This is a genomic window from Bradyrhizobium sp. UFLA05-112 (genome assembly GCF_053572325.1).
In genome coordinates this window covers 109,556-126,466 of sequence record NZ_JBANBK010000008.1, presented here as the reverse complement: position 1 = coordinate 126,466, position 16,911 = coordinate 109,556, and the positions used below count along the sequence as shown (strand labels likewise).

At 61.0% G+C, this 16,911-nt stretch carries 13 protein-coding genes, 1 tRNA gene and 3 pseudogenes; 4 read left to right on the top strand and 13 right to left on the bottom strand.

Features of this window, described 5'->3' with window-relative positions:
- Positions 1-12: 12 nt before the first annotated feature.
- Both nosZ and SO180_RS07110 read right to left on the bottom strand, forming a co-directional pair.
- Positions 13-1,962 (bottom strand): TAT-dependent nitrous-oxide reductase, encoded by a 1,950-nt coding sequence (nosZ, locus tag SO180_RS07115; protein ID WP_449378101.1) that lies wholly within the window; start codon positions 1,960-1,962, stop codon positions 13-15.
- Between the two features lie 17 nt (positions 1,963-1,979).
- On the bottom strand, positions 1,980-4,253 hold the full coding sequence (locus SO180_RS07110; protein WP_449378100.1) for a 4Fe-4S binding protein: 2,274 nt from the start codon (positions 4,251-4,253) through the stop codon (positions 1,980-1,982).
- Between the two features lie 175 nt (positions 4,254-4,428).
- Here SO180_RS07110 and SO180_RS07105 point away from each other — a divergent pair, with 175 nt between their 5' ends.
- On the top strand, positions 4,429-5,310 hold the full coding sequence (locus SO180_RS07105; protein WP_449378099.1) for a ferritin family protein: 882 nt from the start codon (positions 4,429-4,431) through the stop codon (positions 5,308-5,310).
- Positions 5,311-5,461: 151 nt separating this feature from the next.
- Here the strand turns inward: SO180_RS07105 and SO180_RS07100 are convergent, their stop codons facing one another.
- The 8 genes and pseudogenes from SO180_RS07100 to SO180_RS07065 all read right to left on the bottom strand — a co-directional run bounded on the left by SO180_RS07100 (position 5,462) and on the right by SO180_RS07065 (position 12,719).
- On the bottom strand, positions 5,462-7,258 hold the full coding sequence (locus tag SO180_RS07100) for a flavin-containing monooxygenase (protein WP_449378098.1): 1,797 nt from the start codon (positions 7,256-7,258) through the stop codon (positions 5,462-5,464).
- Positions 7,259-7,631: 373 nt separating this feature from the next.
- Positions 7,632-7,883: pseudogene (locus tag SO180_RS07095) on the bottom strand (HpcH/HpaI aldolase family protein); the annotation flags it as partial.
- 1 nt (position 7,884) lies between these two features.
- A pseudogene (locus SO180_RS07090) lies at positions 7,885-8,192 on the bottom strand (SDR family NAD(P)-dependent oxidoreductase); the annotation flags it as partial.
- A gap of 26 nt (positions 8,193-8,218) precedes the next feature.
- The gene (locus SO180_RS07085) at positions 8,219-8,905 is read right to left on the bottom strand and encodes a haloacid dehalogenase type II (RefSeq protein ID WP_449378097.1); all 687 of its coding nucleotides are present in this window, start codon (positions 8,903-8,905) and stop codon (positions 8,219-8,221) included.
- Between the two features lie 29 nt (positions 8,906-8,934).
- Complete coding sequence (locus SO180_RS07080) at positions 8,935-9,507, bottom strand: YkgB family protein (RefSeq protein WP_449378096.1); 573 nt, start codon at positions 9,505-9,507, stop codon at positions 8,935-8,937.
- 117 nt (positions 9,508-9,624) lie between these two features.
- Positions 9,625-11,046 carry a mercuric reductase gene (locus SO180_RS07075; RefSeq protein ID WP_449378095.1) on the bottom strand — a complete coding sequence of 474 codons (1,422 nt, stop codon included), beginning with the start codon at positions 11,044-11,046 and terminating at the stop codon, positions 9,625-9,627.
- 37 nt (positions 11,047-11,083) lie between these two features.
- Positions 11,084-11,956: an alpha/beta fold hydrolase gene (locus SO180_RS07070; protein WP_449378094.1), complete on the bottom strand. Its 873-nt coding sequence runs from the start codon at positions 11,954-11,956 to the stop codon at positions 11,084-11,086.
- Between the two features lie 67 nt (positions 11,957-12,023).
- Positions 12,024-12,719, bottom strand: coding sequence for an alpha/beta fold hydrolase (locus tag SO180_RS07065; RefSeq protein ID WP_449378093.1), 696 nt, complete (start codon positions 12,717-12,719; stop codon positions 12,024-12,026).
- A 192-nt stretch (positions 12,720-12,911) separates the two neighbouring features.
- Here SO180_RS07065 and SO180_RS07060 point away from each other — a divergent pair.
- A pseudogene (locus SO180_RS07060) lies at positions 12,912-13,547 on the top strand (AfsR/SARP family transcriptional regulator); the annotation flags it as partial.
- Between the two features lie 573 nt (positions 13,548-14,120).
- Positions 14,121-14,894, top strand: coding sequence for a tetratricopeptide repeat protein (locus SO180_RS07055; protein ID WP_449378133.1), 774 nt, complete (start codon positions 14,121-14,123; stop codon positions 14,892-14,894).
- Positions 14,895-15,185: 291 nt separating this feature from the next.
- On the opposite strand, the gene SO180_RS07050 is transcribed toward SO180_RS07055, so the two are convergent.
- Together SO180_RS07050 and SO180_RS07045 are read right to left on the bottom strand one after the other, a co-directional pair.
- Positions 15,186-15,270 (bottom strand) — tRNA-Leu (locus SO180_RS07050).
- 135 nt (positions 15,271-15,405) lie between these two features.
- Positions 15,406-15,648, bottom strand: a complete 243-nt coding sequence (locus SO180_RS07045; protein WP_018647371.1) for a FliM/FliN family flagellar motor switch protein — start codon at positions 15,646-15,648, stop codon at positions 15,406-15,408.
- A 67-nt stretch (positions 15,649-15,715) separates the two neighbouring features.
- On the opposite strand from SO180_RS07045, the gene lipB reads away from it, so the two are divergent.
- Positions 15,716-16,453, top strand: a complete 738-nt coding sequence (gene lipB / locus SO180_RS07040; RefSeq protein WP_449378092.1) for a lipoyl(octanoyl) transferase LipB — start codon at positions 15,716-15,718, stop codon at positions 16,451-16,453.
- On the opposite strand, the gene SO180_RS07035 is transcribed toward lipB, so the two are convergent.
- On the bottom strand, positions 16,450-16,878 hold the full coding sequence (locus SO180_RS07035; protein WP_449378091.1) for a tautomerase family protein: 429 nt from the start codon (positions 16,876-16,878) through the stop codon (positions 16,450-16,452). The genes lipB and SO180_RS07035 overlap by 4 nt on opposite strands.
- Between the last annotated feature and the right edge of the window lie 33 nt (positions 16,879-16,911).

The window sequence follows — 16,911 nt, the reverse complement described above, 5'->3', positions numbered from 1 at the left end:
TCCGTCCTCGCTTCAGACCATCTTGGGCTCGACGAACATGCGGCCCTTCATCTCCATGTGCATGGCATGACAGAACCACGAGCAGTAGTACCAGTAGACGCCGGGCTTATCCGCCGCGAACGTCACCGAGGCCGTCGCCATCGGCGCAACCTCCATCTGGATACCGTAGTTCACGATGCAGAAGCCGTGGGTCAGATCCTCGACGGCGTCGATGTTGGTGACATAGACGGTCACCTCGTCGCCCTGCTTGACCTGGAACGTCTCGAGACCGAACGCCGGCGCGGTCGACGTCATGTAGACGCGAACCTTGTTGCCGTCGCGGATGATCTTGGAGTCGGCTTCGAGATTGATCCCGTCGGCCTTCGCCTGCTTCACCGCGTCGGCGAACATCGGATCGGCCCTGTCCCAGATCGAGATCGGGTTGATCTTGGAGCGATGGACGATCGTTGCGTCGTGCGGCTCGGCGAAGCTCGGACCATCGTGGACGAGAACCATCTTGTCGCCCGATATGTCGATCAGTTGATCGTTCTCCGGCTTCAGCGGACCGACATTAAGAAAGCGGTCCTTGGAGAACTTGTTCAGGGAGATCAGCCACTTCCCGTCGGCCTCCTTGGTCTGGCCCATGGACGAGTGGTTGTGACCGGGTTGATAGTGGACATCGAGCTTCTGGATGATGGGATCGACCTTCTCGCCCTTGAATGCGCGTTTGGCGAGCTCGATGTTCCACTTGCAGACCTGGCTGTCGAGGAACAGCGTCGTATAGGCGTTGCCTCTGCCGTCATAAGCCGTATGCAGCGGCCCGAGGCCGAGTTCGGGTTCGGCCACAACGACGTCGCGCGGCTTGATCTTGTCGTCGAACAACTGGTCGAACAGCCGGACATCCATCACCGTGACGGTGGGTGACAGCTTTCCGGCCGCCACGATATGGATGCCGTCCGGCGCGGTATTCAAGCCGTGCGGATTGTTCGAGACCGGGACGTAACGCGTGTAGGGCGAGCCCTTGCGGCCGTCGAGTACCGGCACGCCGTTCATCTCCTTGAAGTCGCCCTTCTTGACGCCCTCTTCGATCCGCTTGAGATTGAAGATCACGACCCAATCCTGCTCGTTGGCCGTCATCTCGGCGAGGGTGACGCCCTCTTCCGAATTGTAGCAGGTCGAGACCGCGTACTTGCCCTGGTAGTCGGCATCGACGTTGTCGAGGTTGCCGTCGACGATCACCTGCCACGCGACCTTCATGGTATCGCTGTCCAGCGCCGTAAAGATCGAGTGATATTCCTTCGGCTTGTCGAGCACCTTGCCATCGTTCGGGAGCGGCACGCCATCCTCGCCGTTGCAGAACACGTATCCGGTGCGGGGATATTTTTGCAGTCGCAGACCGTGGACCGTATGCTGGTTGGGCAACTCGATGATCTTGTCGCACTTCATGACGTCGAGGCGCACGCGCGCGACCCGGCTATTGGCCTTGTCGTTCATGAATGCAAATCGGCCGTCATAGGTGCCGTCGGTGAACGTGATGTGGGGGTGATGCAGGTCGCCGTTCATGAACGTGCCGCCGCGGTTTTTGAGCAATTCGCGGGTGGCCGGCTGCATCCCTTCGGTCAACACCTTCAGGCTTTCATTGGTCTGTCCCCATCCCGTGGCGCTGCAGCGGTTGAAGACGGGAACGCGCATCAGCTCGCGCATCGAGGGCAGGCCGATGATGCGCATTTCGCCGGACTGGCCGCTGGAGAAGAACACGTAATATTCGTCGAGTTCGCCCGGCGCCACCTCGGTCTTCTGCACTGCTGGACGCGCCGTCGGCGCCTTTGGTGCCGCATTGGTCTGCGCGTCCGCAGCCGCGACGAGGCCGCGGCCGTCGCTCGACAGGCCGACGCCGCCCGCGATGCCTACGCCGGCGGCCGCAGCCGAGGTCCCCAACAAGGTGCGTCGACTGACGGATTTTCCATTTTCGTTCTCACTCATGCTATCCTCCTGGCTCTTCAAGTTGATGGTGGGGTGATGGCTTCTGTACGCGGCAGCGCAACCGGCTTGCCGCCCGCGGTGATGATCGTGCCTGGACCCTTGCCGCCGCTGCGCATCGACTGAGACGAGAGGGCTTCCCGCTTCTCGCGCTTAAGCCGCACCTGGATCATGTGCGGGCAGCGGTGGTCGTCGAAGTAGAGCTCCTGGCAATGCATGCAGTAGATGCACTCATTGACATTGATGTGCCCTTCGGGATGGATCGCCTGTACCGGGCATTCGACAGCGCAGCGCTGACATGGCGAGCCGCATTCTGGCCAGCGGCGCAGCCATTCGAACATTCGGATGCGGCCCGGAATCGCCAGCGCCGCGCCGAGTGGGCACACGTAGCGGCAGAAAAAGCGCTCGACGAACAATCCCGCTGACAGAAGTGTCAGCGCGTAGATCACGAATGGCCATTCGCGCGCGAACTTCAGGACGATCGCAGTCTTGAAGGGTTCGACCTCCGCAAGCTGCTCGGCGAACGCGGTCGAGTACAACGACATCCCGAACAGGCCGAGAAAAATGATGTATTTTAGTGGCCACAGCCGTTCATGAAGACCCCACGGCAATCGATATTGCGGAATCTTCATCGCCTGCGCGACGTTGTTGAGGAGTTCCTGCAGGGCGCCAAATGGACAGAGCCAGCCACAAAACGGACCGCGTCCCCAAAACAAAAGCCCAGCGGCGATCGAACACCACAGCAGAAAGATCAGCGGTGCGGAGAGGAAGTATTCCCAGCTGAATCCTGTCAGTAGTGAATTGGCGAACGTCAGGACGTTGACGACCGAAAGCTGGGCATTCGCGTACCATCCGAGCCACACGAGGATGAACGCGAGGTAGGCCCGGCGCACCCAGGTGTAGACCTGCGGGCGGCGCACGAGCTGATTCTGAAAAAAGAAGATCAGGGTGAGCGCGCCAAGCGCGAGGACCGTCGTGCTGATCTTGACGATGTTGCCTCGCCAGATCTTCATCCACAGCGGTTCATCTTCGGCGCCAGGCGGTATCGCAGTGCTGCGTTGTTCTGCCGTCGATACAGGCGTTCCCTCCGGCATCTTAGCCGGCGAGGCGGCCGACTGCTGCGCCACCGGCCTGATCGGCTCGCGCTTCACGTAGACATCGGGCAGCGCATACCCCAGTTCGAAAGTCACCCATGCCTTTTCTCGCGTGCCCACGACGCGCTGCACGAGCAGTTGCAGCGTCCACGGTTCGGTCGGATCGAAATTGAATTCTGCCGGCACGACAAAAAGCGCGATCTCGGGAAAGTCGGGCGCGCCCTCGGCCTCGAGGCTCCCCAGCCGAGTGTGGTCGCGATCGCGAAAGCGGATGCTATTGGTCTCCTGGATCAACTCGATCCGGTCGAAGATCCCGCCGCGAACGTAGGCGGCTCCCTTGAAGGAGTAGCGGCCAGAACCTGCGACGACGAGAGCCTGCTGACCCGGCTTGAGCTTCGCGGTCAGGCGATCGTATCCGTCGTTGCCGAGCAGGCTGCGGCCGATGGTCGGCACCGCAACGTCGGCGACATAGAGGTTGATGAAGGTGTCGCCGGGGTCCCCTTCCTCGGTACGCGCCGCCGCAGCCGCATTGCCGGATTTCTCGAAAGCCATGTTGACATCGGCAACGGACAGGGCCAGGCGGCGAACGGAGCCGTCACCGACCAGGCTTGGCCAATCGCGGATCTCGCTCTTGCTGGGATCAATCGCTTTGGTGGCTTGAGGAGCCGTGTCGGCGTGCGCATTGCCCTGAGCATCGAGACGACCGCTCTTGATGAGCTTGGTCGCGGACCGGACGATGCTGTCTCCCATCACCAGAACGGTGACCGTCGCGCCACTGACGATGTCGACCTGCGGCGCGGGCACCGCTCCGCGCACGACGGGTTCCATGTCGGTGCCGATCAGCTTGTTGACGGCCTCCAAGATGCGTTTTTCCGGAATACCCACCAGAACGATGGGCTCCTTGTGCTCGACCAGCTTGAGGCCTGTGAGGATGCCTTTCGGACTGATGCCAATCAAAAGCTGAATTGGCTTGCCGGAGTAGCCGGTTGCGTTGGCGAAGTCCGAATTCAGGTAGACGAACCCGAGAAGCTGATCGTCCTTATATGCCGCCGCGATCGCCGGATCGCCTTGCGGCGATCCGAGCCTGTTTGCGCCGGGGACCAATTCGCCCGACTCTGCCTTCGGCAGATACTCGCTCAATCTGCCAGCCGCATTGGCCGGACAGCCGGAGCCGTTCCAGCCGAGAATGGCGAGTGCCAACCCCAAGAACAGACGGATGCCGAGGAATTTTCGCAAGGGCGCCGCTTCCAGTTAGCAGAACGCCGTTGTTCTGAATCCCGCTCCTTGTACCAGCGCGACTGCGCTCGCCTTTGCGCTATCTCAAACTAACGCGATCTGGTTCAGATCAAGCTCTGCAGCCTGATTGGAACCCAAGATGCGCAGCGAACCCCTGTTGGCCGCAGAGCCGCCCGCTCCCGTTCGGAATACCGGTGAGCTCTATGCGATTGCATTGGCTCAGAGCGAAAGGGCTGCGCAGCACTATGGCAAGCTCGCCGCGGCCGGTGACGATGCCTTCGAGCCCGTCCGTTGCGTATTCGAAGTGTTGAGTCAGCAGGAAAACGAACGCGCTGGATTAATCGAAGAAGCCTGCATCGCGGCTCTCGGACGCGCGCCGGCTCAGGCCGATCTGAGGTGGATGCCGGTAGATTTGGTTCCCACGGAAGAGCTTTCCGATTTCAAGAACTCCCTCCTTTCGACCGCCTATGGCGCTTGGGCTCTCGCCGTCAGGCACCGCGAACGTGCTTTCATCTTCTGGACATATGTTGCAGCGCGCGCGGAGACGGGAATCGTGCGCACGGTCGCCGAGAGTATGGCCCGCGAGGCGCTGCGCGACGGCAATCTGCTTCGCCGCGAACGTCGCCGGGCATGGCGGACTGAGCGAAGAGAGGCCCTCGCAGGGGACGCGCCGGAAACCACTGAGCTGTCCTCGGCTGCGCTGCTTGAGAGCCTCCTCCTCCGTGACATCTATCGATGGTCGCAGGACGCGCCCGCGCCGCAGCGAGGACACCTCCTGTCCCTGATCGGAGACGGCTCGCAGGGGTTGATCACCGGGACGAACGACACGCTGCCGCACACCGACGCACTCGACGAGATCAAGCGGCGCGTGCTTCGTCGCGCGGAGCAGCTGTCTTCGATTTATCTGGATGAAGCAGACAATGCCGTCGACCAGTCTCGGTTGGAGCTGGCTCAGCAACTCGCGGCGCGCTCTATCGCTCGGCTGGCGGACCTTCGGACCATCGCATCCCTTGCCGGATGATAGACAGCGAACGTCTCCGACGCTCGCGCTACGACCAAGACATGATAGCCATCCCGGCCGATGTCGAACAACAGCAGCTCGTCGAGAGAAACCTTTCTCCGAGCGCGCAAGTCCATTGCGACGCCAACCCGCGAGCACGTGCCGTGAAAGTTCAGGCCTTGTGATAGACGGTCTGCAAGCCATAGACCGGCGTTGGGATGCCCTCGTAGCGTGCTTTCAACTGTAGCGAAAGGAATTGCGAGTAATGGCGCGACTGGTGCAGATTACCGCCGTGGAACCACAGCCCCTCCTGCTGTGTCGGCTTCCACATATTGCGCTGTTCGCCTTCCCATGGGCCGGGGTCCTTGGTCGTGTTCGAGCCGAGCCCCCAGACCTTGCCGACCTTGTCGGCCATTTCCCGGCTGATGAGGTCGGCAACGAAGCCGTTCATCGAGCTGTAGCCAGTCGCGTAGACGATTACATTAGCGGGCAGTTCCTTGCCATCGTCGAGCTTGACGCCGTTGGGCGTGATTTCCTCGACCTGCCCCGCGGCCAGCTTGACCTTGCCGTCGATGATGAGCTGCGAAGCGCCGACATCGATGTAATAGCCGGAGCCGCGCCGCAGATATTTCATGAACAGCCCGGAATCATCGTCGCCGAAATCGAGACGGAAACCGGCTTTCGCTAGCCCCGCATAAAATTCGGCGTCATCCTCGCGGATCTTGTCATAGACCGGCTTCTGGAATCCGGCCAGGATCTTGTATGGCAGCGAGGCGAAAATCAGATCAGCCTTTGCCGTGGTCATGCCGCCGCGGACGGCGCGCTCGGAATAGAGATCCGCTATCGATGACATCAGCGAATCCGAGCGCACGATATGGGTGGTCGAGCGCTGCACCATGGTCACGTCGACGCCGGCCTCGTATAGGGCGGCGCAGATGTCATGCGCGGAATTGTTCGAGCCGATTACAACTACCTTTTTGCCTTTGCAGCGGTCGGCACCTGGATGGCGCGAGGAATGGTGTTGCTCGCCCTTGAAAGCGTCCATGCCTCTGAATTGCGGCATGTTCGGCTTGGCCGACATACCGGTCGCAAACACGAGCTGCTTTGGCTTCAGCGTGATCTCCTTGCCATTGCGCTCGACGGCGACCGTCCATTCTTTGCGGGTATCGTCCCAGTCGGCGTGTTTGACCGTGGTACCGGTCCAGTAGTTCAGCTCCATGACCTTAGTGTACATCTCCAGCCAGTCGCCGATCTTGTCCTTCGGCGAAAATACCGGCCAGTTCTTCGGGAAGTCGATGTATGGCAAATGATCATACCAGACCGGGTCATGCAGGCAGAGCGACTTGTACCGGTTGCGCCAGGAATCGCCTGCGCGTTCGTTCTTCTCGGCGATGATGGTAGGCACGCCAAGCTGACGCAACCGCGCTCCGAGCGCGACGCCCCCTTGGCCGCCGCCTATGATGAGCACATAGGGCTGGGTCTTGATGCCGAGCTGCTCGGTCTCCTCGTCGCGCAACTCCTTCCACGTCTTGGCGCCGGGATTGACTCCGTGCCGGGCGCCGAGCGGGCGGGTGAAACCCGCCTTTTCCTCGTGACCTTTGAGCTCGACCATCGTCGTCAGAAGGGTCCAGATCTGGCCGTTCTGGAGGCGGATCAAGCCGTAGCCGCGCGCGAGTTCAGTCTCGAACGAGATCCAGCACTCGGTTACGCCGCCGGCTTCGGTCGCGCTTTCCCCATCGGCGACTTTCCAATCGCGCGGCTTTGTGCGCTCAAGGCAAGAGCTGAGCATCTCCCGGACCTGATCGCGGCCTTCCAGGGTCTTGATATTCCAGGTGAAAGCAACGAGGTCGCGCCAGTAGCATTCCGAAGCGAACATCGCTGCGGCGGCATCGAGATCACCTGCCGCAAGAGCCGCTTCGAATTTGTCAAGAAAGACCTGGACGCGCGCGTTGAGCGTGGTGTCGAGCATGACTTCCTCCCGGCGGGTCGATTGGTATCCCTCTGTGTTTCTTGAAACTAGCTTATCCGAATTATCGAACGAATCCACACTTGCGCAGTTCGGGAAGCGCCTCAATAGAGCGTGAAGGGCATGATGAAAACTGGATCACATGGCCAACCGCCCCAGAGCGCAGCGGGACCATCGATTCCGTGCCAGATCCGTCAAATGCACGTGCAAGGCGTCGAATCACACCAAAGCGCATGAGATCGGGATGAATCGTCATCGCGCTTTAGGTCATTGTTTGAGCATGATCTTCTTGGAAAACCGCTGCACGCTTTTCCGGATCATGCTTTAGTTTCGCGAACTGAGTATCATTCCGAGGTTCGCCCTTCCGCGAACGGAATTACCGACCGAGCATCTTCTTCACGCCGGCCAGACCGACGCGAAGGAACGGATCGGAATGAATGTAGAAGTATCGCACGCCCTGCTCGAGCCAGGACGGCAATTCGTCCGACGTCACAAGCGTACCGGCGACCTTGCACGCAGCGCGAGTCTTCTTCACGGCAAAGCCGACCCGCTCGGTGACGGCTTGCGGCCGCGGCTGACCGAATGGCGGCGCTGGCGGGTACCCCATGTTTTGAGAGAGATCGCTGGGGCGCGCGCGCGACATCATGTGGGCTGAGCATCACCGCACGTTCGTTTTGCAACGGGGGCCGTGCGCGATTGTCCATGATCGGAGTATCGGTCTCGCCCGGCAGGATCGTGTCGCTTGGATGCCCTGATTGCGGTACGTGTTGTGCAGGAAGGTCATGAAATTCTTCACGCCGGCCTTGGCCGCGCCGTAGGCAGCACCTCCGAGCAAGTTCGGATTGACGACCGCCAGCGAAGAGATGGTGATGATCGTGCCCTCCTTCTGGGCGATCATGCCCTCCAGCACAGCCTGGGTCAGGTTGAAATTGCTGGTCGGCGGCAATTTCGTCAGCGGGCGGATCAGGCGCGCCGCTTGTGGCGCTCGATCAGCTGGTCGGCCACGTCGCTTAGATCATTGCCTATGATGTGCGGCTGCGGGCCGACGCCCAAGACATCATTGCCGATGCGCTTGATGAGGGCTGCTTCCCAACCGGCCGCGACCGCACCGAGCGTGTCCCAGGTGTGACAGGCGATCAGGCAGAGCTGAGATGGACGGACACCAAGTTCCTTTTCAACATAGCCGTAGGCCTGGCGCGAGGGCTTGTGATGCTTCACGCCGTCCGCGCTGAACCGCCGCTCGAACAAATCGACAATGCCGCCATGCTCGAGCTGACGGGTTTGCACCTCGAGCAAATTATCCGTGAGCGTGAAGAGCTGGAACCCGGCGCCACGCAGCTTTCGCAAAGCGCCCGGCACCTCCGGATAGGGCGGCATGGTCGAGAATTTTTCGGTGAGCTCTCGCTTGTCCGCATCACTGATCTGGATGCCTTGCGTATCCGCGAGCATCTTCATCACGGCCGCACCGATGTCGGTGAACGGTACATAACAGCCGGCCACCGTGAGCGCCGCCGAATACATGATGAAGTTGGCAAACCAAAGCCGCATGTCCCGCTTGTCGCCGAAGATGCGCTCAAAGGTCGGCTCCATGGTACGAAGGTCGAGCAGTGTTTCATTGACGTCAAAGACGATCAGTGGAAGATCGGACATGGTCAGCCTCCAATATTGCGGTGACCCGGTTAGATCGACTTTACCTCACCGGCGTCGATGCGGATCTGCGCGGCGGCGTGCAGTTCTGCGTGACCGGATGACCGCTCATCCTCCAGCGCCGCACGTGTCACATCTTGCTTGAGCAGGTAGAACGACGCGGCGAGGAACAGAACGTCCTTCATGAGGAAGCCGACCGGCAGGGTCATGATCGGAAATCCACCCGCCTCAGGGGCCCAGCCATCTGGCAGAAAGGGAATGATGCTCGTGGTGCCGACGAAAGTTACGATCGACCCGAGCGCCCCCAGGATGCCCAGCCTCGAGCTCCAATAGCCAAGGAAGATGAGACAGCCGAAGATCGTTTCGGTCGTCCCGAGGAAGTAGCCTGCGCCCCGCACGCCAAAGGCCGGGATCAGCCAAAAGACGACGGGGCTATGGCTGATCAAAGGCACCAGCATCTCAACGGTATACTGGTTCCATTTCTGGACGCTGAATGCGAAGAAGGTAAAGACCATCGCGGCACGAATTAGATGACGGTCCAGATCGCTCCGGAACGGAATGGTCCTCGAAGCATAACGAACAAGCTGGCTCACCTGCTTCATCATGTCGTTCCTCAACAGCGGCCACGGAGCGGACTTTTCCAGATCCTCGTCAGCCCAACGTTCTCATTCAACCGACCGCAACCGACTGCGGATCGCAGCGATGAAGCTGATTGGACATCACTAAGCCGCCTTTGAGCTGGTCTGTTGCACCTCGCGAGGAGGCACGACCGAAAATAATGCGCCGAGCCCTTCAGCCATTGTTGGATGCGCAAGAGCTGCGCCAGCCAGGCTGGAATACGGAAGGCCTGCCAACACGGCCATTTGTACGGCCGCCATGACCTCGCCGGCAGCGGCACCAATCATCGTAAAACCGAGGATGCGGTCGTCGCCGTCGCCGACAAGTGCCTTCATAAAGCCCTGTGTCTGATCAGTCGCCTGCGCTCCGAGCACAGAGTCCATCGGCAGCTTTGCGACACGAGTAATGATACCTTGGCGTTCCGCCTCTCCTTCGCTCAGCCCTATATGGGCAAGAGGCGGATCGGTGAACATACAATACGGAATCAGCCGGCCGCGCGTGCTGCGACTTGCTCCCGCCAGATTGTCGCGTACGATTCGAAAGTCGTCCTCAGATATGTGAGTGAATTGCGGACTGCCCGCGCATTCGCCTACCGCCCATACATCCGGCGCACTCGTTTCCAGCCGATCGTTGACGCGAATGAAACCGCGCGCGTCCAGCTCGACGCCGGCCTTATCCAGGCCAACTTCAGCCGTATTGGGAATACGCCCTGCTGCTACCAGGATATCGCTGCCATCGATTTGCTGCTCTCCCGAGGGGGTGCGCACCACGACAGAAACTACATCTCCGGATCGCCCGCTTACCCGAAGCAGCTCGGCCGCGACAAGAACTCGAATAGCTTCGCTGCTGAGAATGCGCCTCATCTCCTCCGAGACGTCGATATCCTCGCGAGCCAGGAGTTGAGGACCGGATTCGATAATGGTTACATCGCTGCCAAAGCGACGATAGGCTTGTGCAAGTTCCAGCCCCGAATAGCCCCCGCCGATCACGATCAGGTGTCGCGGTAAATAATCAAGCTCCAGAACCTCCACATGCGTGAGCGGCCCAGCCGCTCGAAGGCCCGGAACGTGTGGAATTGCCGCGTGGGTTCCGACATTGAGGAAAACCTTATCGGCCGCGAGTTCGCGCGTGCCTCCGCCGTTCAAATTCACTTCAACGGTTTTCGGCGCGATGAAACGTCCGCTGCCCGTGATCAGTTCTGCGCCGCTCGCCTGGTAGATCTGCATGTGCTTCGCAACTTGGCGCTCGACCATCGCGCGCTTGCGCTGACGAATCGTTGCCATGTCGACAGTGACGTTATGGGCCAAGGTGCCGTATTCGCCGGCCTGACGCGCGACATGCGCGACTTTTGCGCTCGAGATCTCATTCTTGGTCGGCATGCAAGCAACGTTGGGACAGGAGCCGCCGATCCATCGCCGCTCGACCACCGCGGTTTTGAACCCTGATCGGGCCAGGTGCCAAGCCAGAAGCTTGCCGCCGGTTCCGCTGCCAAGGATGAGGGCGTCCAATTGCTCTAGGTGAGGCATGTGCTTCTCCGCTGATGCGGGCCTTGCGTTGACATCGCTACGCTGCCTTCGATCTGGTCGCATCCAGGAAATCGCCGATGGCTTTTGCGATGTCCTCGCAGTGCGTCTCCAAGGCGAAGTGACCTGTATCGAAGAAGCGTATGTCGGCGAGCGGCAAGTCGCGTTTGAATGCCTCCGCCCCTGCCGGCAGGAAGAATGGATCGTTCTTACCCCAGGTTGCCAAAAATGGCGGCTTGTGCTGGCGGAAGTAAGCCTGGAATTCCGGATACATGGCGACATTGCTCTTGTAATCGCCAAAGAGATCGAGTTGCACGTCATGAGCGCCGGGACGTGCCAGATAGAAATTGTCGAGCGAATAGCCATCCGGAGACACACGCGATGTGTCGGCAACACCATGGGTGTATTGCCAGAGCGTGGTCTCCGGCGAAAGAAAGGCCCTGAGCGCGGCACGGTTCTTCTCCGACGGGTCCTGCCAGTACGCGCGGATCGGGATCCAGCCGTCGCTCAGCCCCTCCTCATAGGCATTGCCGTTCTGCGAGATGATCGCGCTGATGCGCTCGGGACGGCGAACCGCCAAGCGAAAGCCGGTGGGCGCACCGTAGTCGAAAACGTAGATCGCAAACCGCGACAGACCGATCACTTCCGTGAAGCGCTCGATCACGTCAGCCAATTTAGCGAAGGTATAGGAAAAAGTGTCGCGCGGCGGCGTGTCGGACTGGCCGAAGCCGGGCAGGTCCGGCGCGATCAGGCGCAACCGATCCGAAAGCATGGGAATGAGCTCGCGAAACATGTGGCCCGCGGACGGAAAGCCGTGAAGCAGCAGCAACACCGGCGCGTCGCTTCTGCCGGCCTCTCGGTAAAACACATTGAACCCGTCGACATTGACCTTGCGGTATCTGAAAGGCGCCATCGGATTCTCCTACCTGCAAATTCGATCTCCGCGACCGATGCTTCGTCGCGAGCCTGGCCGTAACCGATCAGTTGCCGGCGACCGACTGGACCGCGTCATGGATGATGTCGATGACAGGTCCGGGAGCCGTGACGATCGGCGTGTGGTCGACGGCATGCGACCTGATCTTCGCTTTCATGCGCTCGGCCATGAAATGCTGCGTCGCTGGGATGATCATATGATCCTGCTCCGCGAGCATGAACCACGTCGGAACGTCCTTCCATAACGGACGCCCTGCCGGGACCGTGATGCACGCCAGCGAGATGGGCCGCTGCACCGCGGCGAGCACCGACCGATCTTCCGCCGAAGCGTTCGGCGCGAAAGATTTGGCGAAGGCATCGTCGGGCAGCCAAATCAAATTGTTGGCGTCCGGTGCAAGCTTCGGCGCCAGCGGATGCGGTTCCGCGCGATAGAACACGTCCTCGACCTTCTCACCCTCGTCCGGCGCCAGTGCGGCAACATAGACCAGCGCCTTCACTTGCTCGGGCCGCGCCAATGCAATGACGGCACCCGCATAGGCATGTCCGACCAGGACGACCGGTCCGGACATGCGCCCGATGCTGCGATTGAGCGCGGCAACGTCGTCGGCAAGCGACGTGAGCGGCAGCGGCGCCGCAGACGCCTTCACGCCGCGGGCCGCGAGGCCGGTTATGACGCGCGCCCAGCTCGATCCATCCGCCCATGCGCCATGAGCCAGCACAATGCCCACATCCTTTGTCGTCATCCGACTTCTCCCGGCCACGCGCCCTAGGCGTCACCTGCAGCCCATCCTTCCCACCCAGCCTCATAAAATATTGATTTTGCTTACAATCCTTCCATCTGGAGCAATCGATCATCTGTTACTTTCCCAAGGGCCCGGCAAACCCTAAGACCTTGAAGTTAGGCGGCCGTCGTTGGAGCAAGCGTTGGAGAAATCATGGAAATGGCCACTCCGGCGGACCATGTGCTTTTGCTGGGACCGTTGCAGATCATCCGGAATGGGGCGGAGTTATCCGAGCCGCCTTCGCGCAAGGTGCGGGCGCTCCTTGCCTATCTGGCGATGGCGCCGCGTCCGGTCACCCGCGAAAAACTCTGCGAGCTGTTCTGGGACGTCGCCGATGATCCCAGAGGCGAATTACGTTGGTGCCTTTCCAAGCTGAGGTCTCTGGTCGATGGACAGGCGACGAAGCGGCTCATCGCCGACCGCAGGCAAGTCAGCCTCGATACGGCGTCGCTCCACGTGGATGCCCTCGCCGTTGCGCGCAGTGCGCAGAGGACGCTAAGCAGTCCCTCGCCGAGCGACCTTCGCTCGCTACTGGCTTTGTTTCGCGGCGACTTTCTCGAAGGTCTCTCGATCGAAAGGGCCCCGTCGTTCGAGAATTGGCTCGCAAGCCAACGGCACCGTTTCGGTCAATGGCGCCAACAGCTCCTCGAACGGCTCATCTTCATCCTGCCTCCGGAGAACGATGACCGCATCGCATTGCTGCGTCAGTGCATCGAAATTGCGCCGTTCGACGAAGCGGTTCACATCGAGCTCGTTCGCACGCTGCTTCGCCGCGGGCTTTATGCCGAGGCCGAGCACCAGATCGACGCAGCGGTGAGGCAATTCCAGACCGGAGGCATCGATCCGGCATCGCTCAAGGCCGTTCTGGCGGCGGCACAACGCTCGGGTTCGAGGCCGGCCAGTGTCAGTTCGGCCGGCGTCGCGCATTTCGAGCCGCCGACGGATCAGCAAGCGGTGGCCACGAATAGGCCGACGCTGCTGCTGATGCCGTTCACAGCGGCGCAGGAAAACGTTGCGGATGCCGACAGCGTCACAAGCGACATCATCTTTGGTTTTGCCAAGCTGCGAAGCATCCGCGTCATTGCCCGCGGTACGGCTTTTTCGCTGCGCAGCCAGACGCCCTCGACGGCCGCCGGGATTGTGAACGCGCAATATGTTGCGTCCGGCCATCTGCGACGCGACGGCAGGAAATATCTTGTCTCGGTCGAGCTCATCGACCCCAAGAGCGATCGCATCTTCTGGGTTGACGAATTCAGCTGCAACGCCGTCGATTCCTTCGCTGCGCCTCCGCTGCTGGCCACGCGGATCGTCTCGGGTCTTGATGCGGAAATTCACGTTATCGAACGCAACCGTGCGCTGCTCATGCCGCCTGCCTCGCTCGACGCGTGGCAGGCGTACCATCTGGGGCTCTCCCACATGCATCGCTTTACGAGCGAGAGCAATCGAGAGGCGCAGCAGTTCTTCACCAGGGCAATAGCTCTCGACCCGACCTTCTCGCGAAGTTATGCGGGAATGTCGTTCACACATTTTCAGAACGCGTTCCATCTGCACGTGCGTAAGTCCGAACACGAGATTGCGTCGGCGATCGAAACTGCCGAACAGGCCTTGCAGGCGGATCCCAGCGACCCGGCGGCACATTGTGCGATCGGCCGGGCGCTATGGCTTGCGCACGCGCACGACGGCGCCGTTGGCGAGCTCAATCAATCGATTCGCTTGAGTCCCAATTATGCGTTTGCTCACTACTCTATGGCCTTTGTGCAATGCCAGACCGGCGATCCCGGGTGCGCGATCGACGCAGCCGACATCGCAGCGCAGCTCAGCCCGCTTGATCCGATGATGTTCGGGACGCATCGAGTGCGAACGTTCGCCTTGTTGCGGCTCGGCAAGATCCAGGAGGCCGCGGACTGTGCGGCGCTTGTTGAACGGCATGCCGGCGATCATTTTCATGCACATGCCGTAGCAGCGCTGACGCTTGCGGCCGCTGGCCGCATCGAGGAGGCCCGAGCGGCACGTCAACGCATCAGTGCGTTACGTCCGGACTACAATTTCAGGCAATTCACCGAGGCGCTACATATGCTCGACGATCTTACGGGCATCTACCAAAAGGCCGCGAAAGTGCTGCAAATCCCGGATTGAGCTTGAGGACAAACAAGGCGGCTCATTCGATCACCTCGTCGGCGCGCAACACCGTTGAAAGCGAGCTGATTGTCCGCCGGAAATTCGAGAGCAGCGGCTGGGTTCCGTGGACAGAGGAGGACATACCGAAGTATCGCGCGCTGTGACCGCTCGGCACCGCGGCGGGGATGGCGAAGATGTCGTCCCATGATCAAATCGAGAACATCGCCGCTCGGGCAATGCCAACGATCAGAACAGAATAGTGACCTTTGAAAGTAACGGGCGAAAGAAATCCTGAGATTTCAATGCCAATGGTGCGCTCGGAGGGACTCGAACCCCCACGGTGTTACCCACTGCCACCTCAAGGCAGCGCGTCTACCAGTTCCGCCACGAGCGCTTTAAGAAGCCGGCTTGGGCTCGCGCCGGCCGGATCAACCGGCGCCGATCTAACAAATCCATCAGGGGGGTACAAGCCTGCTGAGGCCGCAAATTCCACAAGCTTCTGAGGAAAGTTTCGCCCCTGCCCGCGCCGTTACCGTGTCCCGGGCGAGCGAGGCAGCATCTGCTTGACCTCGACCGCGATCCGGTTGCGGTCGACCAGCACGACGCCGCTGGCGACGGGCAGATTATTGGCCAAAACCTTGACCTCGTCGGCCTCGGTTGCGTCCAGTTCGATGATGGCGCCGCGGGAAAGACGTAATACCTGATGGATCGGCATGGTGGTCGTCCCGAGGACGACCATGAGATCCACGGTGACTTTATCGAGAGTGGGCACGTCAGCACCGCCGCAACTGGAGACTCTGCATTTGCACCTGCGATGATCACCACGTTATGGTTAGCCAATGGTTAATAAGCCCGAAAACGACCGCGAAGACCTCGATTTGACCCCGTTTTCCGCCTTCTCGGGCCCGCCCGTGGCGTGGCGGATTTCGGACGCCCCCGTGCCTTATCCCGAAGCCGTCGCAGCCATGGAGGCGCGCGTCACGGCCATTGCGGCGGGCGAGGCGTCGGAACTCGTCTGGCTGCTCGAGCATCCCCCGCTTTATACCTCCGGCACCTCCGCCAAGGCCTCCGACCTGCTCGATCCGCGCTTTCCCACCTTCGCCACGGGGCGGGGCGGGCAACTGACCTATCACGGGCCCGGCCAGAGGGTCGCCTATGTGATGCTTGACCTCAAGCGCCGCCGGCCGGACGTGCGGGCCTATGTCGCGAGCCTGGAGGAATGGATCTTGCGCACGCTCGACGCCTTCAACGTCCGCGGCGAGCGGCGCGAGGACCGGGTCGGTGTCTGGGTGAAGCGGCCGGACAAGGGGCCCGGTCATGAGGACAAGATCGCCGCGATCGGCGTGCGGCTGAAGCGCTGGGTGTCGTTCCACGGCATCGCCATCAATGTCGAGCCGGACCTGTCGCACTTCTCGGGAATCGTGCCTTGCGGCGTCGCCGATCCCCGCTACGGCGTGACCTCGCTGGTCGACCTCGGCCACCTCGTGACGATGGCCGATGTCGACATCGCGCTCCGGCAGGCCTTTGAGGAGCTGTTCGGGCCCACCAAGGCCCTGCTCCCGGAGGCCGCGGCTTAAGCTGCCGCGCGCTCCGGCGCGACTTCGAGCTTGCCGGCGATATAGCGGCGTTCCTGGGTGAGGCCGCCGAAGCCGTAGGCATCGCCCCTCACCTCGTCGACATGCAGATAGGTCTCGTGGTGCAGAGGTCCGAGAAGCTCGGCCATGCGCCTGAACATGGCGGCGAGATAGGCGGCCTTCTCGTCCTTGGTGTTGGTGCCCTCGGAGACGTGGATATCGATCCAATAGCTGGCAAGCTTCTGCTCGGCGAGCGACCTGCCGCCGGCGAACCAGTCGCTCGCGTCGACCGATTTCACGATGATCGCGGTGACCTTGGGATCCTTATGCAGGATCTCTGCGGTGAGCTCGGACACGGTGCTGGCGATGTCGGCCTTGAGCGACGACGACTGGCGGGAGGTCGAATACGACACGGTGATCAGAGGCATGATTGGTTCTCCTTGAAAGGCGCGCTGGCTGCC

Coding starts and splice junctions, on each gene's coding strand:
- SO180_RS07105 (WP_449378099.1), top strand. CDS start 4,429: ATGCGCAGCGAACCCCTGTTGGCCGCAGAGCCGCCCGCTCCCGTTCGG.
- SO180_RS07070 (WP_449378094.1), bottom strand. CDS start 11,956: ATGGCGCCTTTCAGATACCGCAAGGTCAATGTCGACGGGTTCAATGTG.
- lipB (WP_449378092.1), top strand. CDS start 15,716: ATGGTTAATAAGCCCGAAAACGACCGCGAAGACCTCGATTTGACCCCG.
- SO180_RS07085 (WP_449378097.1), bottom strand. CDS start 8,905: ATGTCCGATCTTCCACTGATCGTCTTTGACGTCAATGAAACACTGCTC.
- SO180_RS07055 (WP_449378133.1), top strand. CDS start 14,121: ATGCCGCCTGCCTCGCTCGACGCGTGGCAGGCGTACCATCTGGGGCTC.
- SO180_RS07035 (WP_449378091.1), bottom strand. CDS start 16,878: ATGCCTCTGATCACCGTGTCGTATTCGACCTCCCGCCAGTCGTCGTCG.
- SO180_RS07075 (WP_449378095.1), bottom strand. CDS start 11,046: ATGCCTCACCTAGAGCAATTGGACGCCCTCATCCTTGGCAGCGGAACC.
- SO180_RS07080 (WP_449378096.1), bottom strand. CDS start 9,507: ATGATGAAGCAGGTGAGCCAGCTTGTTCGTTATGCTTCGAGGACCATT.
- nosZ (WP_449378101.1), bottom strand. CDS start 1,962: ATGAGTGAGAACGAAAATGGAAAATCCGTCAGTCGACGCACCTTGTTG.
- SO180_RS07065 (WP_449378093.1), bottom strand. CDS start 12,719: ATGACGACAAAGGATGTGGGCATTGTGCTGGCTCATGGCGCATGGGCG.
- SO180_RS07100 (WP_449378098.1), bottom strand. CDS start 7,258: ATGCTCGACACCACGCTCAACGCGCGCGTCCAGGTCTTTCTTGACAAA.